The following is a 26,953-nucleotide window of genomic DNA, read 5'->3' as shown; positions in this document are numbered from 1 at the left end:
TGTATTTAATAAATTTTAATAGCCAGTAGCTGATAATCTATTAAATCCTAATTCATTAGTTGCTCCAGTTATTGCTTGTAATTCAACCATGATTGAACCATCTTCTCTTAATGATCCATCAAATCCACCAGCAATAATGTCAACATAGTCTAAAGTTCCGATAACTTTATCCATCTTAGGTAATACGATAGTTTCGTTAGCATTACCACCTGTTACTACTGCATTTGCAGCTACGTCAGCATCAGCTAATGATTGGCTAGCACCGTCTCTTCCTGCATATTCATCAGTAATAATAACAGTTTTAACGCCTTTACCTTCGATTTTCTTACAGTTCATTATTAAGTCTGTATCTGGGTTACCGAATCCTTCTTGAGATACGATAGCTCCATCAAGATTTAAAAATTCACATAATTTAGCAGTCCAGTTTGATGATCTTTCTTTATCTGCTAAATATACATTTTCGTTAGTGATAATAACACCAACAAAGTTAATTTCTTTTCCATGTTGTTCATACATTGCTCTAACAACAGGGTTATTTAAGTGATGATATGTTGTATTCTTATCACAAGCAGATACACAGTTACCACTTAAGATAGCTCCATCCATTAATTCTGTTGGATATAATATTGTTGGAACTATTTGTTTTGCATCTACACCGTAAACATATGTATCATGTAATAATCCTTGTGATTGTAACATTTGTACATAAGCTACTTTTGGTAAATGTTTTAATTCTTCAGCTTGTTCAAATAATGGTTTAGTTTCAAATACTTCTACTTCATCCGGTTCAACTTCTTTTCCAGCTAATCCTAAATAAGTAGCAGCCTTTAATCCAGCCATTCTAACAGCCTTTTCATAAGCATGAGTTGCAACTCCTTCAGCTGGTTCCACAATCAATACTATATTATTAGTTTTTGAGAATGGTGTATATTCAGCCCCCGGTCCTTGCATATCAACAATACCTTCTTGGAAACCAACTATTTTACCAACTGTCATTACTGCTGCTCCCTTAAGAACATGAGTTCTTCCTGAACCAACTACATCAACTTTTGAAATCATTCCAGGGAATACTCCACCTGCTCCGTTAACCTTTACTCTTGGTTCTACAACATCCTTAATTGGAGTAATTCTTACACTTTCACCTGGTTTTGCAAGATCTACGTCTACTGATTTTAAGTGTTCATCATCCATTAAATGAGCTATTAACTCTTCTTTATTAATGTATAAAACATCTTTGTCAACTTTTGTTTCTGAACAAAATTTAACATCGTTAATTAAGATTTTTCCTAATTCTAGACGCATATACTCACCTCCTTAAAATTTATATATTTAATCCTTTCGGAATTAAATTCAATTATTCTAAACTCTCGACATATTTTCTAGCATTAATTGCTGCTATCGCCCCATCATTAACCGCTGTAACAACTTGTCTTAGTTCTTTAACTCTAACATCGCCAGCGACGAATACACCTTCAACACTAGTTTTCATTGTTTCATCTGATATAATATAATTTCTATCAGTATCAATCTTTCCGCTGAAAATTGTACTTTCTGGAATGTAACCTACAAAAATAAATACACCGAATATCATGTCACCTTCTCTAGGAACAATTTTAGTCTTTTCACCAGTTTTATTATTTACTATGTTCATAGCTCCCAACAAACCAGTCCCCTCAAAACTTTCAACTTCAACATTCCACATGATATTTAATTTTTCACATTTTAATGCTTTTTCTTCAATTGATTTAGCAACAGATAATTTATCTTTTCTAACCAACAAAGTAACAGTTCTTCCGAATTTTGTAAGATACATTGCTTCCTCAACAGCTGCTTCTCCAGCACCAACAACATAAATATCTAAATCTTGAAAAAATGGTGCATCACAAGTTGCACAATAAGCTATACCTTTACCTGTAAACTCCTTTTCTCCAGGAACATTTAATAATCTTGGATTAGATCCAGTAGCAATAATTACTGATTTTCCTTCATAAGTTTTATTTTCACCATAAACCACTTTATTAGTTCCCGAAAAATCAACATTTATAACAGTATCAGTAATAAATTCAGCTCCAAAAGATTTTGCTTGTTTAACCATTCTTTCAATTAACTCTGGTCCTGTTGGTACATCTTCTGCTCCGGGATAATTTGCTATCTCATCAGTCTTTGCAATTAAACCACCTGGTGTACCTTTCTCTATTATTATAGTCTTCATACTAGCCCTTGCTGCATATATTCCAGCACTAATCCCTGCAGGGCCTGCACCGATTATTATACAATCGTACATAATTTACCTCCAATTACAGTATAAAATAATAAACTGTAATGAAACCACACCCGTTTATTATTATATATTAAGTTTACTCAATTGTAAAGCATTTTTTGGTAAAATCATAATAAAACTTTTTTATAACTTTAAGCATTTGTATATAATTTTAACAATCTTCTACAATTCCTTCCCTAATGTGTAATTTGCAATGTTTACACCATGGTCAGCAATTCTTTCTAAGTTAGATAATATATCCAAAAATTTTACACCTGAATTTGTATCACATATACCTCTATTAATTCTATCCATATGATTTCTTCTATAATTTTCTTCCAGCATATCCACTTCTTCTTCTATATTGATACAATCTTTTGCTAATTCAAGATTATTATCTTTATATGCATTGGTTGTATCAACAACAATTTTCATTACATCAGATGATATTTTATCATATTCATCAAAAGCAGTCTTACTGAAAACTGAATTTTCATCTTTTATTTCCTGAATCAACTCAATAATATTTTCACAGTGATCTCCAATTCTTTCATAATCATTTATTGAATACATCATCACAAATACTTTATGCTTTTCTTCATCTGATAAATTTTTATCTGCCAAAGGAACTAAATAATCAATAATTTCCTTTTCCAGTCCATTTATCATCTTTTCCCTATTAAGAACAAACTCTATATTCTTACTACTCTTAGTTTTAAATGCTTCTATAGTTTTTTCAAGAGATTCAATTACAATTTCGCCCATTCTTATAACCTCTTTTTGCGCTTGAATAATTGCAATACTTGGCGTTTCAAAAAATCTCTTGTCTAAATGTTCAGAATAGCGTTCTTCAACTATATCATCACCCTTAATAACTAATTGAGAAATTTTAACTAAAAAATTTGAAAAAGGCAATTGAATTAAAACATTAATTATATTAAAAAATGTATGAGCATTAGCAATCTGTCTTTGAACATTTCCTGGCGAGATATATTCCACTAAATATTGAACAGGTATTCTTAATACAGTCATAAATATTAAAGTTCCAATTAAGTTAAATAGAAAATGTATAAACGCAGCCCTTTTAGCATTTTTGCTAGCTCCTATACTTGAAATCATAGCGGTTGTAGTTGTTCCTATGTTATCTCCAAATAGAATACCAAATGCCTGATTTATATTTATTGCTCCCTGCATTCCTAACGCTTCCAATAAACCTATTGAAGCTGATGAAGATTGTAATATTGTAGTTAACATCAGACCGGCTAACACTCCTACAAAAGGATTATTCAATTTCATAAGTATCTCTTTAAACCATTCTTCTTGAGCAAGTGGTGCTAAACCATTACTCATAATGGACATACCTAAAAATAAAATACCAAATCCAATTAAAATTTCAGATATATCTTTTTTTCTATCGTTTTTAGCTCTCATCCATAGAAAAACTCCTATGGCTATAACCAACGGTGCATATTTTGCAATATCAAATGCAATAATTTGCGCAGTAATAGTTGTCCCTACATTTGCACCTATTATTATTCCAACAGATTGAGCTAAAGTCATAAACCCTGCATTTACAAAACCAATTGTCATTATTGTAGTTGCTGAACTTGATTGAATAATCATTGTAACAAAAATACCAACCAAAACAGCATAAATTCTATTTTTAGTTATTGCAGCAATTATTCCTTTTAATCTTTCACCACAAGACTTTTGTAGTCCTGATCCCATTAGATTCATTCCATACAAGAACAAACCTAAACCTCCTAAAACAGAAATGAAAATAGACATATTTCCTCCATAATTGTTAAAAATAATCAAAATATTAGCTCATATATTTTATATAAACATATCAATAATAGTATACCATAAAACCAATTAAATTTATTATTTATTTAAAATAATTTTATGAAATAATCCTAGCATTTATATAAATAATGAGCTAAATAAAGTTTATTATTTTCTATCAATATTATAGAATGCAGACAATCCCAAAAATTTAGAATTTTCCCCTAATCTATCTTCAATTCTCAATAGTTGATTATATTTACAAATTCTATCGGTTCTAGATGCTGAACCAGTTTTTATTTGTCCTGCATTTACAGCAACAGCTAAATCTGCGATAGTAGTATCTTCTGTTTCTCCAGATCTATGTGAAATTACACAAGTATAAGCATGAGTCTTAGCAAGTTCTATTGCATTTAATGTTTCAGTTATTGTTCCTATTTGATTTAATTTTATTAAAATTGAATTAGCAATTCCTTTTTCAATTCCCATATTTAATCTTGAATAATTAGTAACAAATAAATCATCACCAACTAATTGTACTTTATTTCCAATTTTTTCAGTTAAAAGTTTCCATCCATTCCAATCATCTTCTGATAATCCATCTTCGATAGAAATAATAGGATATTTTTCAACCAAATCACAATAATAATTTACTAATTCTTCTGAAGAATAAATTTTTCCTTCTCCTTTAAAATTATATTTTCCATTTTCATACATTTCACTTGATGCCACATCTAAAGCTAAAAATATATCTTTTCCTGCAACATATCCTGCTTTTTCAATAGCTTCCATAATTGTTTTTAAAGCTTCTTCATTAGAATTTAAATTAGGAGCAAATCCACCTTCATCACCAACAGCTGTATTATATCCCTTTGATTTCAAAACAGATTTTAGATTATGAAAAACTTCAGTTCCCATTCTTAGAGCTTCTTTAAATGAGCAAGCTCCTGCAGGCATAACCATGAATTCTTGAATATCAACATTATTATCAGCATGTTCTCCACCATTTAAAATATTCATCATTGGAACAGGTAAAGTTTTTGCATTAACTCCACCTATATATTCATAAAGAGGAGTATCTGATTCAATAGCTGCCGCTCTTGCAACTGCCATAGAAACTCCTAAAATAGCATTTGCACCTAATTTTGATTTATTTTCAGTTCCATCAATTTGAATTAAAGCTCTATCAACTCCAACTTGATCAAAAACATCAAACCCAATCAATTCTTCAGCTATAATTTCATTAACATTGTTAACTGCATTTAAAGTTCCTTTGCCTAAATATCTTGTTTTATCTCCATCTCTAAGTTCAACAGCTTCATGTACTCCTGTTGATGCTCCCGAAGGAACAATTGCACTTCCTACTATCCCATTCTCAGTTGTAACCTCAACTTCAACAGTAGGATTTCCTCTTGAATCTAAAACTTCTCTTGCATAAATTTCAACTATTAAGCTCATAATATTCTCCTTATAAATTATAATTTATTAGTTCACAAAAACTTGTACTTTCTAAACAAGCTCCACCAACTAAAGCTCCATCTACATTATCTTTTTGCATTAAATCTTTTACATTATTTGGTTTAACACTGCCTCCATATTGAATTCTTACATTCATAGATAAATTTCCATAAATGTCAAATAAAATTTCTCTTATAAATTTAATCATATTTTCAGCATCATCAGAAGATGCAGTTAAGCCTGTTCCTATAGCCCATATAGGCTCATAAGCAATTATTACTTTTTCAATATCAAATTCACTAATACCTTCTAAAGTATTTCTTATCTGTTTTTCAACAACTTCTTTTTCTACTCCTGAATTTCTTTCTTCAAGAGTTTCACCACAACATAATATTGGAATTAATTTATATTGTAATGCAGATTTTACTTTTTTATTAATAATTTCATCAGTTTCGTTAAAAATAGTTCTTCTTTCGGAATGTCCTAATATTACATATGACACTCCACAACTTTTCAACATTACAGGAGAAATTTCACCTGTAAATGCGCCTTTAGTTTCAAAGTACATATTTTGAACTCCTAAGCCTACGTCTGTACCTTCTAATAATTTTCTAACTTCAGTAACATAAACAAAAGGAACACATACTACTTTCTCAACATTATTATCTAACTTTTCTGATATAATTTCTTTTGCTAAAATTTTGGCTTCTTCCAAATCTTTATTCATCTTCCAATTTCCAATAATAACAGGTTTTCTCATATTACCTCCAACTATTTATTATCTATAGAATCAATTCCAGGTAAAATCTTTCCTTCTAGAAATTCTAAAGATGCACCCCCTCCGGTTGAAATATGAGTAATTTTATCTTTATAACCGGATTTTTCTGCAGCGGATGCACTATCTCCTCCACCAATAATACTAATTGCATCAGTTTCTGCAATAGCCTTTGCAATTTCAAATGTACCCTTTGCAAAATTTGACATTTCAAAAACTCCCATAGGACCATTCCAAACAACAGTTTTTGCATTATAAATTTCATCTGAAAATAGTTTAACTGTTTTTTCACCAATATCAAGACCCATATAATCGTCTCCAATTGAATCAATACTAACTGTTTTAAATTCAGAATCATTAGAAAATTCCTTACTAACAACCACATCTATTGGTAATAATATCTTAACACTTTTACTTTTTGCTTTTTCAATCAACTCTTTTGCCAAATCAACTTTATCTTCTTCCAATAAACTTTTACCTACTGAATAACCTAAAGATTTTAAGAATGTAAATGCCATTCCTCCTCCGATTATTATACTGTCAACTTTTTCAATTAAATTTTCAATTACAGTAATTTTATCAGATACTTTTGCTCCTCCTAAAATTGCTACAAAAGGTCTTTCTGGATTAGAAAGAGCTTTTCCCATTATAGAAATTTCCTTTTCTACTAAAAATCCCACAGCTGATGGTAAAAATTTGCAAAGTCCAACATTTGAACAATGTGCTCTATGGCTTGTTCCAAAAGCATCATTAATATATAAATCACCAAGTTCAGCCAATTCTTTAGAAAAATCATCGATATTTTTTGTTTCTTCGTTTCTAAATCTTGTATTTTCTAATAGAGCAACTTCTCCATCTTTTAATTTTAAAACTTCCGTTTTTACATTATCATCTACTACTAAATTACTTTGTAAAAATTTAACATCTTTATTTAAAAGTTTAGATAATTCTTTAGCTACAGGTGCTAATGAAAATTCTTTCTTAGCTTCTCCCTTTGGTCTCCCCAAATGAGATAATAATATTACTTTTGCATTGTTTTCAATTAAATATTTAATAGTTGGCAATGCTGCTACTATCCTAGCATTATCAGTAATTTTACCTTCTTCTGTTTTTGACATTGGAACGTTAAAATCAACTCTTACAATAACTCTTTTTGAGTTTACATCTAAATCAGTAATAACTTTTTTATTCATAATTACTCCTTACTATACAATATGAGGTGAAAATCTCCACCTCATATTATTATGAAATAATAAGATTCCAAAGCATCATTGGATGCAAAAATAATTAAATTTTGGAAATTCTTATTTATAAACTATTTTGAAAGATTAACTAAATATTGGAAAGTTCTAATTAGGTTAGCAGTATAAGACATTTCATTATCATACCATGCAACTGTTTTAACTAATTGTTTACCGTCAACTTCAACTATTCTAGTTTGAGTAGCATCAAATAAAGAACCGTATTTTATTCCGATTACATCTGTAGAAACTATAGGATCTTCAGTATATCCAAATGACTCACTTGATGCTTCTTTCATCGCATTATTAATTTCTTCAACTGTAACAGGTTTTTCTAAAACTGTTACCAATTCAGTCAATGAGCCTGTAGCAACAGGTACTCTTTGAGCAGAACCATCTAATTTTCCTTTTAATTCAGGAATAACAAGTCCAATAGCTTTAGCTGCCCCTGTTGTATTAGGAACTATATTTATTGCTGCTGATCTTGCTCTTCTCATATCACCTTTTCTATGTGGAGCATCTAAAGTATTTTGATCTCCTGTATAAGCATGAATAGTAGTCATAATACCTTGAATAATACCAAATTTATCTTGTAACACCTTAGCCATTGGAGCTAAACAGTTAGTTGTACATGATGCTCCTGATAAAATTTGTTCTGTTCCATCCAATATATCATGATTTACACCATAAACTACAGTTTTCATATCGCCTTTTCCTGGAGCAGATATAATAACTCTTTTAGCACCGGCATCAATATGGAATTGTGCTTTTTCCTTTGCAACAAAGAAACCTGTACATTCCAATACTACATCTATATCCAATTCTTTCCAAGGTAAATTCTTAGGATCTGCATCTGAGAAAACTTTAATTTCTTTTCCATCTATAGAAAAGCATCCTTCTTTTACAATTACTTCCTTTTCAAATCTTCCTTGAGTTGAATCATATTTTAACAAATGAGCTAACATATTTACATCTGTTAAATCATTTATAGCTACAACTTCAACTCCTTCTAAATCATGCATTAGTCTAAATGCCAATCTTCCTATTCTTCCAAATCCGTTAATCGCAACTTTCATTTCGATTCCTCCTTAAAATTTTATAAAAAGCTTTCGCTTATAATATATTTAAAATCTTTTTAGCCGTTTCTTTATCTGTAACTAAAGTCATATCTTTTCTGATATTACAAATAGAAACTATCGCCTTATACTTTTCTCCATAACCTGCTATTGCAATTACTTCTTTGATTTTTAAATATTGTTCCATATCTAATCCTATAGTATTTGAACTATATACTATATTTCCATCAATATCAAAGTAATTTCCAAACGCCTCGCTTACCGCATTTTTTTCATTTAATATATTTATTTCATCTTCAGTTAAAGAACGTCGTTTTGCCATAGCATCAGCTCTTCCTATCCCAAAAACTAATATATTTATTTTATTTAAATACTCAATTAATGTTTTTACTTCTTCTAAATCCTTTAATCTATCAAATGTTAAATCATCTAAATAATCTGGTAAAAAAGTTCCAAAAAAATTCGCACCAAGCTTTTTTGATAAATTATTAGCCACAACATTTGACTGATATTCCAATCCATTACCTAGACTTCCTCTAGCTGGAATAACAGAAATATTTTTAAAGAATTTTTTTACATTCATTATATCGACAAAAGATTTAACTGTAGTTCCTCCGGATATTCCAATAACGTCATTTTCAGAAATGATATTTAAGAAATATTCAGATGCAACTTTAGCAATTTGTTCTTTTCCAAGAAATTCATCCTCATAGGAATCACAAATTATAACTTTCTTTATTTCTAATTTTTTTCTTAAATCATCTGCAATAGCTTGATTTTCATTAAAAATATTAATTATTTCTCTAAGTTCTTCTAGCATAGATAATCCAAGATTAGTTATAAATGTTCCTGATTTTATTACTTCAACAATTTTTTCATCAGTAAAAAAATCCAGCTCATTTCTAACTATACGTTCTCCAACTCCTAAATAGGCTGATATATTTCTTCTCCCGACAGGGGCGTTTAGTGAAATATATTCTAAAATTTTATATCTAAAAATAAATTTATCTACTAAGTCAGGAGCAAACTTTTTTATATAATCTATATCTTTTTGTCCCATCATTTATTTTTTGTCCCTATATTATATTTTTCATTAATTTTACAATATCTATAATATGATTATACTCCTATTTTTTAAAAAATGCAATAATAAATAATATTTTTATATATATTACTAAATATTTATCATACTATTCATACAATGATTGATCTGTTAAAATTAAAGGACCATTTTTTGTAATAACAAATGTATGTTCATATTGACAAGAAAGACCACCATCAATCGTTCTTGCTGTCCAACCATCATCATCAATAGTACATCTCCAATCACCTGTATTAATCATAGGTTCAACAGTTATCACCATACCTTCAACAAGTCTAACTCCTCTTGTAGCAGTAATATAATGAGGAACTTGGGGATCCTCGTGCATTTCTACTCCTATTCCATGTCCACAAAAATCTCTAACTATTGAATATCCTTTAGGCTCAACAAAACTTTGAATCGCTTTTCCTATATCAACAATCCTATTACCAATTACAGCAGCTTCAATTCCTCTATACATTGCCTCCTTTGTAACATCCATAAGATTTTTAACTTCATCAGACACTTCTCCAACTGCATAACTCCATGCACTATCTGATAAATAACCATTTAAATCTACAACCATATCTACAGTAACTAAATCTCCCGATCTCAAAACTTGTTTACTTGGAAACCCATGACATATTACGTCATTAACAGATGTACAAGTTGCATAAGGATATCCGTGATATCCTATTTGTTTTGGCTTAGCTCCATGTTTTAACATAAATTCATGACAAAATTTATCAATCTCTAAGGTTGTAATTCCTGGCTTTATTATATCTCTCAAACCTATATGAATTTTTGATAGAATTTCAGCAGACTTTTTCATTCCCTCTATTTCTTGTTTGCTTTTTATTGTTATCATAATTATCCCCCAATTTTTTAAATTAAAAAGTTAAATATTTCTTATTAGTTTATTTACTAAATCCATCATTGTTTTACAACAAAAAGACATACCGAACAGTATGCCTTTCTTAATTAATCTTCCAATTTTATATATGGAACTCCCGCTGAAGAAGGTCCTTTTGACTTTCCAACGAAGAAAATAAGTACCAATAATGTACTGATATATGGAACCATTGGTAAAATCGGCTCCGGAATATTAATATTTAATCCAGGCAATAAAATCGCCAATTCTTGAGCTGCACCAAAAAACAGGCATGCTCCTAAAACACCATATGGTTTCCATTTTCCAAAAATAACAGCAACTAATGCTATAAATCCATGTCCTGATACAAGTGACTGTGAAAAATTTGAAACAGTAGCCAAACTCATAGTTGCCCCACCAAATCCTGCTAATAAACCTGAAATTATTACAGCAAAATATCTATACAAATAAACATTAACATTTAATGTTTCTGCAGCTTTTGGATGTTCTCCAACTGCGATTAATCTCAAGCCGAATTTTGTCTTATATAAATATATTGATATTAATACAACCAATCCTAAAGCTATATAAGTAGTAACATATTGTCCTAATATTTTATCTATAAAGTCAACACCTGTTAAATTATCAAATATTTTTAGCATTTTTCCTTCACCTTCAGCTACAGGAATAGTTTGCTTTGCTCCATCAAATAGAAGTGAACAAATAAATAATGCAACTCCTGGACCAATGAAGTTTATAGCAATCCCCGAAACTACTTGATCTGCACCAAATGTTATACTAACAATAGCATGAATAAGAGCAACTAATGATGCTGCAATTCCACCTGCCAAAAATCCTAATAATGCACTTTTTGTGAAATATCCAACCGCAGCTCCAGCAAAAGCCCCTATCGTCATCATACCTTCCAAACCGATATTAGTAACACCTGCTTTTTCTGTAAACATTCCACCTAAAGCAGTAAATAATAATGGAGTTGCAAATAATAATGTATCAGATATAAATAAAGCTATTTTTAATAAACTCATTACTTTTTACCTCCAATTTTTTTAAATTTACTTGATATAATTTTTATAACTAAAGGCATTGAAATGAATAAAACAATAATACCTATAATAATTTGAACAATTTCATAAGGAACACCTAATAATTGTTGAACCCTGAATCCCCCTCTTTTCAAAACGCTAAAGAAGAAGCCTGAGAATACTGATCCTATCGGATGACTATTTGCTAAAAGAGCAACTGACATTGCATCAAAACCATTACCTTCAGCAACAGTCAATCTTGCAACATTTCCCGCAAATCCAAGTACTTTAACCGCTCCCGCTATGGCACATAATGCTCCAGATAACCCCATTGATAAAACTAAATTGCTTCCAACATTTATACCACCAAATTCTGCAGCATTTGGATTTAAGCCTACAGCTTTTAATTCATAACCTTTAGAAGTTTTATTTAATAGATAATAAACTGCAAAAGCTAAAATAATAGCTAATATAATTCCAAAATTTATATCAGCTGAAAAGAAATCTTTTATAAACGGAATAGAAGAATTCTTTAAACCTTGAAACATTTTTATACTTGCAGTTGATTGAATATCATTTGAAGTTTGTCCTGTTTCATTATAAAATTTTCCAAAAGTTACAACTAAATTAGAAAAATATAATGCTATCCAATTCAACATAATTGTAGTTATTACTTCATGAACTCCAAATTTTGATTTAACCCAACCAGCAAATCCACCCCAAGCCATACCTGCTAAACCAGCTAATATAATACATACTATAGGATGAATAATCGGAGGTAATTTCAAAAAGTAACCAAAGAATGCAGCTGTTAAAGAACCAATTATAAATTGACCTTCTGCACCGATATTAAAGGCACCAGTCTTAAATGCCAATGAAACACCTATACTACCAATTATTATAGGTACAGCATCTACTAATGTTCTAGCAAAAAATTTTGGTCTTGAAAAAGTTGTTTCTATCATTATTTTATAATATTCAATAGGATTAAATCCGGCTATCATAATAACAATAGATCCTACAACAAATCCAATCAATACGGAAAATAAAAGCATTAATATCTTTTTTCTACTGTTCATTATTAATAACACCTCCAGCCATCATAAGTCCTAATTCATTTTCGTTGGCATCTTTTGCTAATCTTTCTCCAACTATTTTTCCCTTGTAGATAACAGCGATTCTATCTGATAAGTCCATAACTTCATCCAATTCAAATGAAATTAATAGAACAGCCTTACCTTTATCTCTTTGTTCTACAATATATTTATGAATTATTTCAATAGCTCCAACATCAAGACCTCTTGTAGGTTGTGCAGCTATTAACAAGTCGGGATTGTTATCAATTTCCCTTGCTAAAATTACTTTCTGTTGATTACCACCAGATAATCCTCTTGCAGTAGCATGAATATCATTCGGTCTTATATCAAATTTATCAATCATTTTTTGAGTATATGATTCAATTTCTTTAAAATTTAAAATTCCTTTTTTAGAAAAAGGAGCTTTACCTCTTTTTTCTAAAATCATATTTTCAGAAACAGAAAAATCTAATACTAAGCCATGTTTATGTCTATCCTCAGGAATTGTACTAATTCCACTTTCAATAATATCATAAACAGATTTGTTTGTTATATCTTTTCCAAGAATAAAAATATTCCCAGACTCTACTTTTCTTAAACCAGTTATAACTTCAATAAGTTCTGATTGACCATTTCCATCAACCCCCGCTATTCCTAAAATTTCACCTTTTCTTACATTTAAACTCAATCCACTTAAAGCAGGTAAATCTCTATTGTTAAGAACATTAATATCTTTAACATCTAAGACAACTTCCCCTATTTCAGTTTCTTTTTTATTTACACTGAAACTAACTTCTCTACCAACCATTTTTTCAGCAAGTTCTTTTTGTGAAGATTCAGAAACAGTAACTTTATCGATAAACTTTCCACGACGAATAATTGTACAATAATCTGCCATCTTTTTAATTTCGTCCAACTTATGTGTAATTATTATAATAGATTTTCCTTCATTTCTTAAATTATTACAGATATTTATAAATTCCTCAATTTCTTGTGGTGTAAGAACAGCTGTAGGTTCATCAAAAATAATAATTTCAGCACCTTTATAAAGAGCTTTTAAAATTTCAACTTTTTGTTGAGAACCAACTGTAATATCCTGAATTTTAGAATCTAAATCTATATTAAAACCATATTTTTCAATTATAGAAAGAACTTTTTTACGTGATTTTTCAAGGTCAATAAACAAACCTTTAGTATCCTCTGTTCCTAAAACGATATTTTGGATAACAGTAAAAGGCTCTATAAGCATAAAATGCTGATGAACCATTCCAATACCATTTTCAACTGCAATCTTCGGTGTCATATTGGTATATTTGTTTGACTTAATATAAATTTCTCCAGAATTTGGTGAATATAAGCCATAAAGAATATTCATTAAAGTAGTTTTACCGGCACCATTTTCTCCTAGAAGAGCATGAATCTCTCCTTTTTTTAATTCAAAATCAACTTCATCTAAAACTTTGTTCTTGCCAAAAATTTTAGTAATGCCTTTCATAACTACAATGTTGTCATTTGTTTTGTTATCAGACAAGTCAAAACCCTCCTCAAAATAATATTCAAATTTTATATCATTACTAGATATTATACAATAAAAGTTATTTTAATACAAGGAATAATAATATAAATCTTATTAAATAATATATAACCAAACACTTGTTTAATCAACTTGTAAAATATTTATATATAATTAGATAAAAACTGAGCCATAACTTTCTCCATTAATCTTTATAATACAATTGTCCGATGTTTCATTAGTAATAATATTTTTTAACCTTTTAAAATTTTCTTTTTTAACCGACAAATTGATTTTAACTTGTTCAAGGTATTCAATATTTATAATTTCAAGTCCGAAATTTTTTAAAATATTTTCAATTTTCCCCCAAAAAACATAATCTAAAATTATGTCTATATTATAAAAAAGTTCTTTTTTTACAATTATTGATTCTTCCAGTGCCCCAACAGTGGATTTAGTATATGCTCTAACAAGACCTCCTGCACCAAGTAAAATTCCACCAAAATATCTTGTAGAAATTACCAAACAATTAGTTAGGTCTTTTTTTCTTAAAACTTCCAGCATTGGAATCCCTGCTGTTCCTGATGGTTCTCCATCATCAGAATATTTTTGTATTAACTTATCAACTCCAATTATATATGCAAAACAATTATGAGTTGCATCTTTATATTTATCTCTTATTTCAGAAATATACTTTTCTGCCTCATCAACACTTTCAACATAAAAAGCATGTCCGATAAATTCTGATTTATTTACTATAAAACTATATGATTGATTACTATGAATACTTAAAAAAGTTTCGTTATTTTCCATTTACTTCATATCCTTTATAAATTGAATAGTCTTCCGCTTTTAAAAACACTTCTAAAAAACTACCATTTTCCCCATGCTCAACAAACTCCGGTGTATAAACATTTAAAATATTACTCATAATTTTTTGCTTATCATAAGGAATCAACAATCTTGTTTTAACTAATGATGAAAACAAATTTTTCTCGATTTCTTTTAGAAGCAAAACAATATCTTGTTCTTTTTTTGCACTTATAAATACCTTGTTTTCAATATTTGCGTATTGCAATTTAATATTTTCATCTATTAATTTATCTACTTTATTGAAAACATAAATTACATTTTTATCTTCACATTCAAGTTTTTTTATCATATCATTAGTTATTTTTATTTGTTCATCCACATTAACATTAGAAATATCAACAACATGCAAAATCAAATCCGAATATTTTATTTCTTCAAGCGTGCCTTTAAAACTTTCAACTAAATTATGTGGAATATCAGAAACAAATCCTACAGTATCTACATACATTACTTTTGAACCATTTAAAAGTGAACCTTCTCTAACAAAAGTATCCAGTGTTGCAAACAACATATCCTTAACAAAAACTTCTTTAATTTCAGAATTTTCATCTTTACCATATGAAATCAACTTATTTATCAAAGTTGACTTTCCAGCATTTGTATATCCTACTAGAGAAATAATCGGCTCTTTTGAATTAATTCTCTTTTTTCTAATTTCATTTCTATTTTTCTCAATCTCTTTAAGTTGCGAAGTGATACTTGAAATTTCTCTATTTATAGTTCTTCTATCCAATTCTATTTGTTGCTCGCCTATACCCTTACCACCAATTCCACCTTGTTGTCTTGAAAAGCCACTTCTAAGTGCAGATAATCTAGGTAAAGTATATTTTAATTTTGCAAGTTTAACTTGAAGCTTCGCTTCCTTTGTTCTTGCTCTTTCACTAAAAATATCTAAAATTAAATTAGTTCTATCAATAACTCTAATCCCTATAATTTCTTCAAGATTTTTTACTTGAGAACCTGTTAATTCATTATTAAAAACTACAAATTCAGCCTCTAATTTTTCACAATAATCTTTAATTTCATTTACTTTTCCTTTTCCAACATAAAAAGCCTTATCTATATAGGATTTATTTTGAGTCAAACTTAAAACTACTTCTCCGTCCAAAGCCTCAACTAATTTTTCAAGTTCAATGACTTTATCTTCTAAAGTCTTTTCATTCATATCTATATTTACAGTAACAGTAATAACTTTTTGATTCATAAAAACTCCTTAATTTATACTAGTTTAATTGTATCATAAAATAATATATAAAAACAAATATAATCTAAGCTATTTATCAGAGACACTTTAAAAATTATTATTATATAAAAAATACACTCATGCGAGTGTACTTTAGTTAAAATATTTTACAATCAATATTGAAGAAGAAAACCTCTCCAAATTTTTTATTTAATGCAGTAGATATGGTAAGAGCAAGTCTTATGTCAGGAATTAAACTTCCATTTTCTATTGAAACGATAATATCAGTTGAAACTCCAATCAAATTAGCTAATTCCCTTTGTGAAAATTCCTTTTCAACTCTAAATTTTTCAACATTATTCTTTACGGATAATTTATTATTCATAAGCTCACCTCTTTCTCAATAAGCATATTATCAAATTAAAGTCTTATTATACATTCATTTTATCATTAATAGTTTTAAAAGTCAATTGATTTAAATATCAATATATTTATAAGCTAAAAATAAAAATGAAATTCCGCTTAGTGATAGTGCAAATCCTAATCCTGTATAGAAGAATTCAAAGAAAAAATTTGGTAACAAACCACTAAATCTTAATACCATTCCAAAAGTCATCATTGAGATCATCAAAATATAACTTGTTTTATCAAAAAACTCCCAAATTTTCATTAGTTCTCTTTTATCATTTAAAATCCTATTTTTGTGCTTATGTACATATTTTGAAAATATCATTATGTAAAATATTAAAAATATAGCTATTGCTCCCAATAATCCAAATATGAACATTTTATCATCACTAACTAAAAAAGGTATTCCAACTTTCATAACCATTATTCCTGCAAATAACCATAATAGTCCTGCAATAATAAATAAATTTCTTTTTTTCGTATTCATAACTTCTCCTAATAATATTAAGTGCCATTATCACAATAAAAAAGGGAGACTTCATCTCCCCTTAATATCTATTATTCTGCACTATATGGTAATAGCGCAACTTGTCTAGCTTTTTTTATAGCTGCTGTAATTTCTCTTTGTTGTTTAGCAGTAGCACCAGTCACTCTTCTTGGTAAAATCTTACCTCTTTCGCTAATAAATTTTTTTAGAGTGTTTACATCTTTATAATCAAGTGGTTTACTGTTATCTGAGAAATATGCAACAACTTTTTTTCTTGGTCTAAATTTTCTTTGCATATTTTTGTCTCCTTTAAAAATTAAAATGGAATTTCTTCATCTGATGCATCTTGAAAAGGTAAATCGAATCCATCATCCATACCTGTATCAAATGAACCAAATCCTTGTGTTGTAGCAGATTTTTGAACTCTATCTCCCCAGTCAATAAACTGAACTCTTTCAGCCCAAACTTCTGTAACAAATCTTCTAGTTCCATCTTGAGCAGTAAAACTTCCAGATTGAAGTCTACCTTGAATTGCTACATTTCTACCTTTTTGCAGATATTTTTGGCAATTTTCAGCTTGTTTTCCCCAAACTACTATATTTATAAAATCAGCAGTTTGTTGACCTTTAGCTTCTAATTCTTGTTTTTTTTCTTTAGACATTCCCTTATCTACTGCAATGGTAAATCTAGCATAACTGCTACTAGATGTTTGAGTATATCTTAATTCTGGATCCTTAATTAATCTACCTATTAAAATTACACTATTCATAAAGTTCCTCCACTAAGCTTCTTGCTTAACAACCATATATCTAATGACAGCATCAGATATTCTTGATCTTCTTTCTACTTCAGCAACTACTTCAGCAGCAGCTTCAAAATTAACTATAATATAATATCCTTCTCTAATGTAGTTAATTTCATAAGCAAGTTTTCTATTTCCCCATTCGTTAATTTCTGTAATAGTTCCATTAGCTTCAATAGCAGCTTTAATTCTATCAAATGCTTGGTTTCTTACTTCATCTTCTAAATTTGGTTTGAAAATAAAAACTCCTTCATATTTTCTCATTACATTCACCTCCTTATGGTCTCTGGCTCTTTTTATCGAGCAAGGATTTACCAATATATTATATCACAAAAAAAAATATATGTAAAGTTTTTACTTAAAAAATCACATATATTTTTTAGAGATTTATAGAATGCTACATTTTTCCGATATCTTTTCTATATTGTTTTGTTTCAAATGATATTTTTTCAATGTTTTTATAAACTTTTTCTCTGATTTCATCATAGCTGTTACCAAGCGCAGTAACTGATAAAACTCTACCTCCATCAGTCAATATTTTACTTCCATTTACCTTAGTATTATTATGATAAACATAAATATCTTTGTCAACCAAATCTATTCCAGATATCTCTTTTCCTTTTTCATATTTTTTAGGATAACCTCTGGAAGTTAAAATAACTGTTAAACATTTTTCTTTTTTCCATTTTAAATCTTCTCTTTTTAAACTACCATCTAAAGATTTTTCTATAGCTAAGAGTAAATCACTTTCCATTCTAGGTAAAACTACTTCCGTTTCAGGATCTCCAAATCTTACATTAAATTCCAATACTTTAGCATCTTCATCAATCATAAATCCAATAAAAAGTATTCCTGAATATTCTAAATGCTCGTTTTTTAATCCATTTGAAATTTTTTCTAAAGTTTTTTCGATTTTTAATTTTAATTCTTCATTAAATAACTCACTTGGCGAATAACAGCCTACACCCCCTGTATTTTCACCTTCATCATTATCAAAAATTCTCTTATAGTCTCTTGCACTTTCCATAGGAATTAAATTTCCTTTAGATACAAAACAAAGTAAAGAAGCTTCTTTCCCTTTTAAAAATTCTTCAATAACAACTGTGGTTCCTTCTTTTCCAAAAATCTTATCTTCAAAAAGTTCTTTGAAATAATCTAAAACTTCGTCTTTAGTATTACAAATTCTAACACCTTTTCCTGCACAAAGTCCATCAGCCTTTATAACTATTGGATATGAAAAATTCTCAATAGCTTTTTTTCCTTCTTCTATCGATTTTATAGTTTCATATTTTGCAGTTGGAACATCATATTTTTTCATAAATTCTTTTGCAAAATCTTTACTACCTTCAAGTCTTGCACTTTTTTTATCCGCTCCAAAAACTCTTATATTACTACCTTTAAACAAATCAACAATACCTTCACAAAGCGGAGCTTCCGGTCCTACAACTACTAAATCAATATCATTATTCTTTGAAAATTCAAAAATTTCTTCATTTGTATTTAATTCGACATTTTTAGCATATCTAAGAGTTCCTGCATTACCTTTTGAACAAAAGAGTTCAGTACATTTATTACTTTCAGATATTTTTTTACAAATAGCATCTTCTCTTCCACCATTACCAATAACTAAAACTTTCATGACTTCCTCCTAATGTCTAAAATGCCTTGTAGATGTAAATACCATTGCTATGCCGTATTCATCACATAATTTTATTACGTTCTCATCCTTTATAGACCCCCCCGGTTGAATTACTGCTTTAATTCCATTCTCTTTTAATAATTCAACAGTATCTTCGAAGAAGAATGCATCTGATGCTAAAACTGCATCTTTAAGATTTTCTTTTGATCTTTCCAATCCTTCTTCAACTGCCCAAGAACGTCTAACTTCTCCTTGTCCTATTCCAATAGTAGCATTATTTTTTACTATTACTATTCCGTTTGAAGAAACTGTTTTACAAGCTTTAAAACCGAAAATTAAATTTTTTAACTCTTCTTCAGTTGGTTTTCTCTTTGTAACAACTTTTAAATCTTCTTTAAATAAAATATTATCATAGTCTTGAACAACAATACCATTTAAAACTTCTTTTATTGTTGTTTTTGGAAGTTTGAAATCTGAAATATTTCCTACTTCAATTAATCTAATATTTTTCTTTTGAGTTAAAATTTCTATAGCTTCTTTAGAAAATTTATTTGCAATTACAATTTCTACAAAAAAACTATTAATCTTTTCTGCTATATATTTAGTCACTTCTCTATTTAAAGCAATAATTCCTCCAAAAATCGAAACTGAATCACAAGCATAAGCCTTATCGTAAGCATCATCAATATTATCTGAAATTGCAAGTCCACAAGGATTGTTATGTTTGACCGCAACTACACAAGGTTCATCAAATTCTTTAACAATTTTAATAGCTGAGTACATATCAGTTAAGTTATTATATGACAATTCTTTTCCATGTAATTGCTTGAAATCAGCTTTTTCATCATCCTTAACATATACTTTTTCGTAAAAAGAAGCATTTTGATGCGGGTTTTCCCCATATCTCAAATCATTAACTTTTTTATAAGTCATTGTTAATTTTTCTGGAAAATCAATATTCAATAAATCATTGAAATAAGATGAAATCAAAGCATCATAGTATGCAGTATAATTAAAAGCCTTACAAGATAGATACAATCTAAAATCTTTATCCAATTTATCTTCCTTCAATCTTTCAATAATCTCAGAATAATCTTTAGGATCAACAACAATAGATACATCGTTATAGTTTTTAGCAGCAGCTCTAATCATTGAAGGTCCACCTATATCAATATTCTCAATTAAATCTTCATGTGTTTTATTTTCACTATTTAAAACTTTTTCAAAAGGATATAAATTGTTTACAACCATATCTATTGAAGAAATACCAAGATTATCAACCGTTTCAACATGACTTTGTTCATTACGTTTATATAAAATTCCACCATGTATAAATGGATGTAAAGTCTTAACACGACCATTTAAAATTTCCTTGAAATTAGTTACTTCATCAACTTCAATAACATTAAGTCCACTTTCTTTTAAAATTTTATAAGTTCCTCCAGTTGAAATAATTTCCCATCCTAATTTTACAAGTTCACTTGCAAATTCAACAATATTTTCTTTTTCAAAAACACTTATTAACACTCTTTTTGACATCTTATTCCTCCACTATGAATGCTCTATTATCTTTAAAAACAATCTTATTATCACAAAATGCCTTTACTGTCTTCACCAATATTTCATGTTCTATTTCTAAAACCCTTTTAGCAACAGTTTCAAAGTCATCATTTATAAAAACCGGAACAACATCTTGCAATATTATAGCTCCGGTGTCTACATTTTCATCAACAAAATGTGTTGTAGCTCCGGTAAATTTAACACCTGATTTTATAACTGCCTTATGAACATTTTCTCCATAAAATCCGTCTCCGCAAAAAGAAGGAATCAAAGATGGATGAATATTTATAATTCTATTTGAATACTTTGAAACCAACTTTGAAGATAAAATATTCAAATAACCTGCAAGTACAATCAAATCAATGTTATTTATTTCTAGCTCTTCAAGTATTCTTTCATCATATTCTTCATTACTAAAAAAGTTCTTTCTATTCAAATAAAATGTATAGATACTTTCACTTTGTGCTCTTATTAGCCCATAAGCATTTTTTCTGTTTGAAAAAACCAATTTTATCTTTCCATTAATTTTATTTTCTTTGACAGCATCAATTATGGCTTGTAAATTTGTTCCTCCACCGGAAATAAAAACAGCTATATTCAACATAATTTACCTTTCCTTAAATTATTTATTTTTTCTTTCTAAAATTCTTCTTTGAATATCAGTTAAAGAATTATTAAAATCCTCTTCATAATCGTACAATCCTGCAGGATAGTCTCCATTAAAGCAATCCATACATAATCCATTATATGGAGCATCAAATTTAAGACCTATTGAATCTACAAGTCCTTGCTCACTCAAATACCCTAATGAATCAGCTCCTATTATTTCTTTTATTTCTTCCAATGTTTTATTAGCTGCAATAAGTTCTCTTGAAGTAGAAATATCTATTCCATAAAAACTAGGAAATGCAAAAGGAGGAGATGCAATTCTAACATGAACTTCAGATGCTCCTGCATCTTTTAAAAGTTTAACAATTCTTTTACATGTTGTACCTCTAACTATTGAATCATCAACCATAACAACTCTTTTTCCTTTAACAACCCCTTTAACCGCAGATAATTTCATTCTTACACCTTGCTCTCTAAGCTCCTGAGTAGGCTGAATAAAAGTTCTTGCAATATATTGATTTTTAATCAATCCCATTTCATAAGGCAAACCACTTTCTTCTGCAAATCCACTTGCTGCAGAAAGTGAAGAATTAGGTACACCAACAACTATATCTGCATCTGCAGGGCATTCTCTTGCAAGAGTTCTTCCTGTATTTTTTCTTGCAGTATGAACATTAATTCCTGCAATATTAGAATCCGGTCTTGCAAAATAAACATATTCCATAGCAGCAATTGAAATTCTATCAGGAGTAGTGTAATTTTCTATTCTAAGACCATCTTTATTTATAATAGCCAATTGTCCTGCTTTTACATTACAGACAAATTCAATACCAATATTATCAATAGCACAAGTTTCGCTCGTCATAACATAAGTTCCATTTTCTGTTTTACCAATAACTAGAGGTCTTAAAGAATTTGGATCAACTGCTCCATATAAAGTATCCTTAACTAGAACTAAATAAGTAAAACCACCTTTAATTTTACTCAAACTTTCTTTTAGTTTTTCTTCGAAAGATTCTTTTTTACTCCTTCTGATTAAGTGAATTAACACTTCAGTATCTGATGAAGAATGAAAAATTGCTCCTTTTTTTTCTAACTCTACTCTCAAGCTCTTAGCGTTTACTAAATTTCCATTATGACAAATAGCAACACTCATATCATAAAAATCAAATAGAAATGGTTGAACATTTCTTACACTATTATCTCCCGCTGTTGCATATCTTACATGTCCTATCGCAGATGTCCCAACTAAGCTATATAAAAGCTCTTTATCTTTAAAAACTTCAGAAACCAATCCTAAATTCCTATAACTATATAATTTTTCTCCATCAGAACTAATTATTCCTGCCCCTTCTTGTCCTCGATGTTGTAAACTATGAAGTCCAAAATATGTTAACTTTGAAGCATCTTTATGATTCCAGACACCAAAAACTCCACATTCTTCATTTATTCCACGCACTTGTTATTCTCCTTAAAAATCTTTTTTATTATCAATATTTTTATATAAAAATATTGATTTTATGCTAATATATATTATTTATTTCCTTTAAAATAGTTTACACCATTTTCAAATATATTTTGAATTTCTTTTATAGTTTTATTTTTATATAAACCGGTTCCATAACGCTCACTATGTCCCATTTTTCCTAAAACCAATCCGTCTTCACTAATCATACCTTCAATGGCATATAGTGAACCATTAGGATTAAATTTTCCATTGCTACTTGCATTACCTTCAAAATCACAGTATTGGAAGGCACATAAATCCTTAAATTTCTCAATATTGTTTCCAACAAGTTTTCCTTCACCATGACTAAACATAATTTCATGCAATTGTCCAATTTCAAAATCTTGAGTCCAAGGAGAATTTAAATTTGCAACACGAGTTATAGCACTTGTTGAAATATGATGATAGCTGTCATTCCTATATAATGTTAAGTCATCTTCAGTTAAAGACTTTATTCTTCCGTAAGGTATAAGTCCTGACTTAATTAATGCTTGAAATCCGTTACAAATACCTAAAATTAATTTTTTATCATCTAAATGTTTATGAATTGCATCTTTAACTTTTTCGTTTTTTAAAACATTTACTATGAACTTTGCACTTCCATCAGGCTCATCTCCACTTGAAAATCCGCCTGGTATCATAATAATGTGTGCATCTTTTATTCCATTTACTAATTCATCAATTGATTTTTCAATATCATCTTCCTTTTTGTTTCTAAATATAACAGTTTTTGTTGTAGCACCTACGTCAATAAATGCTTTTTCTACGTCATATTCACAATTAGTTCCAGGAAATACAGGAATTAAGACATTTACATTTTCAATATATTCTTTAAAATATTTTTTTTCAATTTTATAATTAGATAAATTTTCACAATTTCCACAGTCTAAATTTTGATATAAAGGATAGATTTTATCTAATGTTTTTGTATATGCATTATATATTTCATCATAATCAAATTTAATTCCATTTATAGATATTTCTTCACTAACCATTCCAATTTTTTCAAAAGGTAATTCACAATTTGATTCTACAACAATTGATGCAGGATCAAAATTTAAAATATTTTCCTTATTAACTGTAAAACCTAAACCATTTCCAACTGCCATTTTTACTAGAGAACTTACTACACTACCTTCTTCCTGAACATATGCTGATAAAATTTTACCTGATTTTATAAGTTCATTTATTAGTTCATAGCTTTTTAATGTTTCCTTAATTTCAGGATATCCTTTCGAATTTTTTACAATAGGAACATAATATATATAATTTCCAATTGTTTTTAATTCTGGAGAAATTACATTCTTAATTTTAACAGGAGTACATGCAAAAGATATCAATGTTTCAACGACATTTAATTCGTTAAATGTTCCAGACATACTATCTTTTCCTCCGATACTTGGACATCCTATCTCATTTTGAGCATAGATAGTTCCGAGTAAGCTTTGAGTAACTTTTCCCCATTTTTTACTGTCTTTTCCAAGTTTTTCAAAATATTCTTGGAAAGAAAAATATAAATTACTTTTATCTCCACCAACAGCATAAACTTTGGCAACAGATTCTAAAACAGCATAAATAGCTGATAAGAATGGTGAGTAATGAGATATCTTTGGAATAAATCCATAACTCAAAATTGTAGCTGTATCACTTGTTGAATGAATTGTAGGTAATGCCTGAATACCAGCTTGAACAGGAGTTAATTGATTTTTACCTGAGAAGGGCATTAATACGGTTGTTGCACCTATTGAAGCATCAAACCTTTGAGCAATTCCTTTTTGACAAGCTACATTTAATGATGATAATTCATTTAATACATTTTCTTTAGAAATAAGCTTATTTTCAAAAGGATTGCTTCCATTATTATCGCATAATAATGCTTTTGAGTGTTGTCTTACTCCACTTGTTGCCAAAAAGTCTGCGCTTAAATCCATAACCTTATCATCATAATAATACATCTCTAGTCTTCTTCTATCGGTTATAGTTGCTACTTTAGAATATTCTATATTTTCTTTTTCACATTCTTTTATAAAAATTTCATAATCATTTGGTGATATTACAGTTGCCATACGTTCTTGTGACTCACTTGTGGCAATTTCTGTCGGATTTAACCCTTCATATTTCAATAAAACTTTATCTAAATGAATTTCAATTCCATCAGATAATTCTCCGATTGCAACACAAACACCACCAGCACCAAAATCATTACATTTTTTAATCAATTTTGTAACTTCAGGTTTTCTAAATAATCTTTGAATTTTTCTCTCTTCAATGGCATTTCCTTTTTGCACTTGACTTGATGCTGTTTCAAGAGAATCATTTGTATGAATTAAACTTGAACCGCTTGCTCCTTGAATACCGTCTCTACCTGTTCTTCCTCCAATTAAGATTACAATATCATCTTTAACAGGAGTTTCTCTTTTGAAATCTCCGTATTTAACAGCTCCAACAACTGCTCCAACTTCCATATGTTTAGCAACATAAGAGTCATCATAGAGTTCCTTTACATAAGTTGTTGCAAGTCCAATTTGATTACCATAAGATGAGTAGCCACTTGTGGCTTTTGTAGAAATATCAACTTGAGGTAATTTATGCTTCAAAGTTTCTTCTCTTTTTTGTAAAATATTACCACAACCTGTTACTCTCATTGCTTGATAAACATAACTTCTTCCGGACAATGGATCTCTAATTGCTCCTCCAACACAAGTACTCGCTCCACCAAAAGGTTCAATCTCTGTAGGGTGATTATGTGTTTCGTTTTTAAATTGAATTAACCATTTTTCTGTTTCTCCATTATTTTCAATATCAGTAAAAAATGAACAAGCATTAATTTCTTCACTAACCTCTATATTTTGATCATTTAATACTCTTTTATGATATTTACCGAATATACTTGCCATATCCATTAGAGTTATAGGCTTAGTAATATTTAATTCTTTTCTAACATTTAAATAAATATCAAAAGCATTTTGCATTTCTTTTTGGAAAAGCTTAGATTCAATTTTAATATCATCTAACACAGTTTCAAAAGTTGTATGTCTACAATGATCACTCCAATAGCAGTCTAAAACGTAGATTTCAGTTTCAGTAGGTATTCTTCCTTCATTCCTAAAATAATCTTGAATGAAAATTAAATCCTCAATATTCATCGCTAGAGACATTTCTTTTTTTAAATCAATTAATTCATCTTTTGAAAAAGAAGAAAAGCCTTTTAAGTCTTTCATTTTTTTCATTTCTGAACTCATTGAAAAACTCAAAATATTCATATCTTTAACTCTTGATTCAATAGGATTAACCAAATATTTTTTTACTTTATCCATTTCATCTTGATTTAAAACTCTATCAAAAATTATAAGTTTTCCGCTTCTTACAGTAATTTTTGAATTGTTATCTAAAAGAGATACACATTGAACTGCACTATCAGCTCTTTGATCATATTGAGCAGGTAATGTTTCATAAGCAAAATATCTTCCATCTTGTAGTATTATGTCTTCAACTACTTCATCAATCATTACTTCTGAAAAAACTGAATTTTTAGCTAATTCATAAGTTTTTTCATTGATATTGTAAATGTCATATATAATATAAAGCTCTAAATCTTTTATTCCTAAATTATATTCAATATTTAAATTGTATTTAAGATCTAAAGCTTCCTTATTATATCCATCCCTCTTCTTAACAAAAATTCTCTTATCCATAATTCCTCCAA

24 protein-coding genes are annotated in these 26,953 nt (G+C 29.0%); all 24 read right to left on the bottom strand.

The genetic code is table 11. The features are described 5' to 3' along the window. Positions 1 to 15: 15 nt before the first annotated feature. The gene (locus ACMX2D_RS01905; protein WP_414972523.1) at positions 16 to 1,302 is read right to left on the bottom strand and encodes a glycine/sarcosine/betaine reductase component B subunit; all 1,287 of its coding nucleotides are present in this window, start codon (positions 1,300 to 1,302) and stop codon (positions 16 to 18) included. Between the two features lie 52 nt (positions 1,303 to 1,354). Further along, the gene (locus ACMX2D_RS01900; RefSeq protein ID WP_414972522.1) at positions 1,355 to 2,284 is read right to left on the bottom strand and encodes an NAD(P)/FAD-dependent oxidoreductase; all 930 of its coding nucleotides are present in this window, start codon (positions 2,282 to 2,284) and stop codon (positions 1,355 to 1,357) included. A gap of 159 nt (positions 2,285 to 2,443) precedes the next feature. After that, positions 2,444 to 4,048 (bottom strand): Na/Pi cotransporter family protein, encoded by a 1,605-nt coding sequence (locus ACMX2D_RS01895; RefSeq protein WP_414972521.1) that lies wholly within the window; start codon positions 4,046 to 4,048, stop codon positions 2,444 to 2,446. A gap of 165 nt (positions 4,049 to 4,213) precedes the next feature. Next, complete coding sequence (eno, locus tag ACMX2D_RS01890; RefSeq protein ID WP_414972520.1) at positions 4,214 to 5,503, bottom strand: phosphopyruvate hydratase; 1,290 nt, start codon at positions 5,501 to 5,503, stop codon at positions 4,214 to 4,216. 10 nt (positions 5,504 to 5,513) lie between these two features. Then, a complete protein-coding gene (gene tpiA, locus ACMX2D_RS01885) occupies positions 5,514 to 6,263 on the bottom strand; it encodes a triose-phosphate isomerase (RefSeq protein WP_414972519.1) in 750 nt (249 codons plus the stop codon). Positions 6,264 to 6,274: 11 nt separating this feature from the next. Beyond that, positions 6,275 to 7,471 (bottom strand): phosphoglycerate kinase, encoded by a 1,197-nt coding sequence (locus tag ACMX2D_RS01880; protein ID WP_414972518.1) that lies wholly within the window; start codon positions 7,469 to 7,471, stop codon positions 6,275 to 6,277. Between the two features lie 122 nt (positions 7,472 to 7,593). Further along, positions 7,594 to 8,595 carry a type I glyceraldehyde-3-phosphate dehydrogenase gene (gene gap, locus ACMX2D_RS01875; protein ID WP_414972517.1) on the bottom strand — a complete coding sequence of 334 codons (1,002 nt, stop codon included), beginning with the start codon at positions 8,593 to 8,595 and terminating at the stop codon, positions 7,594 to 7,596. Positions 8,596 to 8,632: 37 nt separating this feature from the next. Further along, positions 8,633 to 9,658 carry a sugar-binding transcriptional regulator gene (locus tag ACMX2D_RS01870; protein ID WP_009448435.1) on the bottom strand — a complete coding sequence of 342 codons (1,026 nt, stop codon included), beginning with the start codon at positions 9,656 to 9,658 and terminating at the stop codon, positions 8,633 to 8,635. Between the two features lie 127 nt (positions 9,659 to 9,785). After that, on the bottom strand, positions 9,786 to 10,544 hold the full coding sequence (map, locus tag ACMX2D_RS01865; protein ID WP_414972516.1) for a type I methionyl aminopeptidase: 759 nt from the start codon (positions 10,542 to 10,544) through the stop codon (positions 9,786 to 9,788). A 113-nt stretch (positions 10,545 to 10,657) separates the two neighbouring features. Continuing rightward, positions 10,658 to 11,593, bottom strand: coding sequence for an ABC transporter permease (locus tag ACMX2D_RS01860; RefSeq protein ID WP_009447907.1), 936 nt, complete (start codon positions 11,591 to 11,593; stop codon positions 10,658 to 10,660). After that, entirely contained in the window at positions 11,593 to 12,669 is a 1,077-nt protein-coding gene (locus ACMX2D_RS01855; protein WP_009448360.1) for an ABC transporter permease, read from the bottom strand. The genes ACMX2D_RS01860 and ACMX2D_RS01855 overlap by 1 nt, the downstream gene beginning before the upstream one ends. Then, positions 12,659 to 14,197 carry an ABC transporter ATP-binding protein gene (locus tag ACMX2D_RS01850; RefSeq protein ID WP_414972514.1) on the bottom strand — a complete coding sequence of 513 codons (1,539 nt, stop codon included), beginning with the start codon at positions 14,195 to 14,197 and terminating at the stop codon, positions 12,659 to 12,661. The genes ACMX2D_RS01855 and ACMX2D_RS01850 overlap by 11 nt, the downstream gene beginning before the upstream one ends. A gap of 156 nt (positions 14,198 to 14,353) precedes the next feature. Further along, on the bottom strand, positions 14,354 to 14,992 hold the full coding sequence (locus ACMX2D_RS01845) for a YigZ family protein (protein ID WP_414970809.1): 639 nt from the start codon (positions 14,990 to 14,992) through the stop codon (positions 14,354 to 14,356). Beyond that, a complete protein-coding gene (hflX, locus tag ACMX2D_RS01840; protein WP_414972513.1) occupies positions 14,982 to 16,256 on the bottom strand; it encodes a GTPase HflX in 1,275 nt (424 codons plus the stop codon). The genes ACMX2D_RS01845 and hflX overlap by 11 nt, the downstream gene beginning before the upstream one ends. Positions 16,257 to 16,392: 136 nt before the next feature. Then, a complete protein-coding gene (locus ACMX2D_RS01835; protein ID WP_009448256.1) occupies positions 16,393 to 16,620 on the bottom strand; it encodes a helix-turn-helix transcriptional regulator in 228 nt (75 codons plus the stop codon). Between the two features lie 90 nt (positions 16,621 to 16,710). Beyond that, positions 16,711 to 17,130: a hypothetical protein gene (locus tag ACMX2D_RS01830; RefSeq protein ID WP_009448341.1), complete on the bottom strand. Its 420-nt coding sequence runs from the start codon at positions 17,128 to 17,130 to the stop codon at positions 16,711 to 16,713. Between the two features lie 71 nt (positions 17,131 to 17,201). After that, positions 17,202 to 17,426 carry a 30S ribosomal protein S18 gene (gene rpsR, locus ACMX2D_RS01825; protein ID WP_004833472.1) on the bottom strand — a complete coding sequence of 75 codons (225 nt, stop codon included), beginning with the start codon at positions 17,424 to 17,426 and terminating at the stop codon, positions 17,202 to 17,204. A gap of 20 nt (positions 17,427 to 17,446) precedes the next feature. Further along, positions 17,447 to 17,899 carry a single-stranded DNA-binding protein gene (locus ACMX2D_RS01820; protein ID WP_414970812.1) on the bottom strand — a complete coding sequence of 151 codons (453 nt, stop codon included), beginning with the start codon at positions 17,897 to 17,899 and terminating at the stop codon, positions 17,447 to 17,449. A 12-nt stretch (positions 17,900 to 17,911) separates the two neighbouring features. Beyond that, the gene (gene rpsF, locus ACMX2D_RS01815) at positions 17,912 to 18,196 is read right to left on the bottom strand and encodes a 30S ribosomal protein S6 (protein ID WP_009447852.1); all 285 of its coding nucleotides are present in this window, start codon (positions 18,194 to 18,196) and stop codon (positions 17,912 to 17,914) included. Positions 18,197 to 18,329: 133 nt separating this feature from the next. Further along, positions 18,330 to 19,571 (bottom strand): phosphoribosylamine--glycine ligase, encoded by a 1,242-nt coding sequence (gene purD / locus ACMX2D_RS01810; protein WP_414972510.1) that lies wholly within the window; start codon positions 19,569 to 19,571, stop codon positions 18,330 to 18,332. A 9-nt stretch (positions 19,572 to 19,580) separates the two neighbouring features. Then, entirely contained in the window at positions 19,581 to 21,110 is a 1,530-nt protein-coding gene (gene purH, locus ACMX2D_RS01805; protein WP_414970815.1) for a bifunctional phosphoribosylaminoimidazolecarboxamide formyltransferase/IMP cyclohydrolase, read from the bottom strand. 1 nt (position 21,111) lies between these two features. Then, complete coding sequence (purN, locus tag ACMX2D_RS01800) at positions 21,112 to 21,735, bottom strand: phosphoribosylglycinamide formyltransferase (RefSeq protein ID WP_009448059.1); 624 nt, start codon at positions 21,733 to 21,735, stop codon at positions 21,112 to 21,114. An 18-nt stretch (positions 21,736 to 21,753) separates the two neighbouring features. After that, entirely contained in the window at positions 21,754 to 23,199 is a 1,446-nt protein-coding gene (gene purF / locus ACMX2D_RS01795) for an amidophosphoribosyltransferase (protein ID WP_414972508.1), read from the bottom strand. Positions 23,200 to 23,273: 74 nt separating this feature from the next. Then, complete coding sequence (locus ACMX2D_RS01790; protein WP_414972506.1) at positions 23,274 to 26,942, bottom strand: phosphoribosylformylglycinamidine synthase; 3,669 nt, start codon at positions 26,940 to 26,942, stop codon at positions 23,274 to 23,276. Positions 26,943 to 26,953: the final 11 nt, after the last annotated feature.

This window comes from Parvimonas oralis, from assembly GCF_047608425.1.
Classification (GTDB): domain Bacteria; phylum Bacillota; class Clostridia; order Tissierellales; family Peptoniphilaceae; genus Parvimonas.
This window is presented reverse-complemented; position numbering and strand designations above follow the sequence as displayed.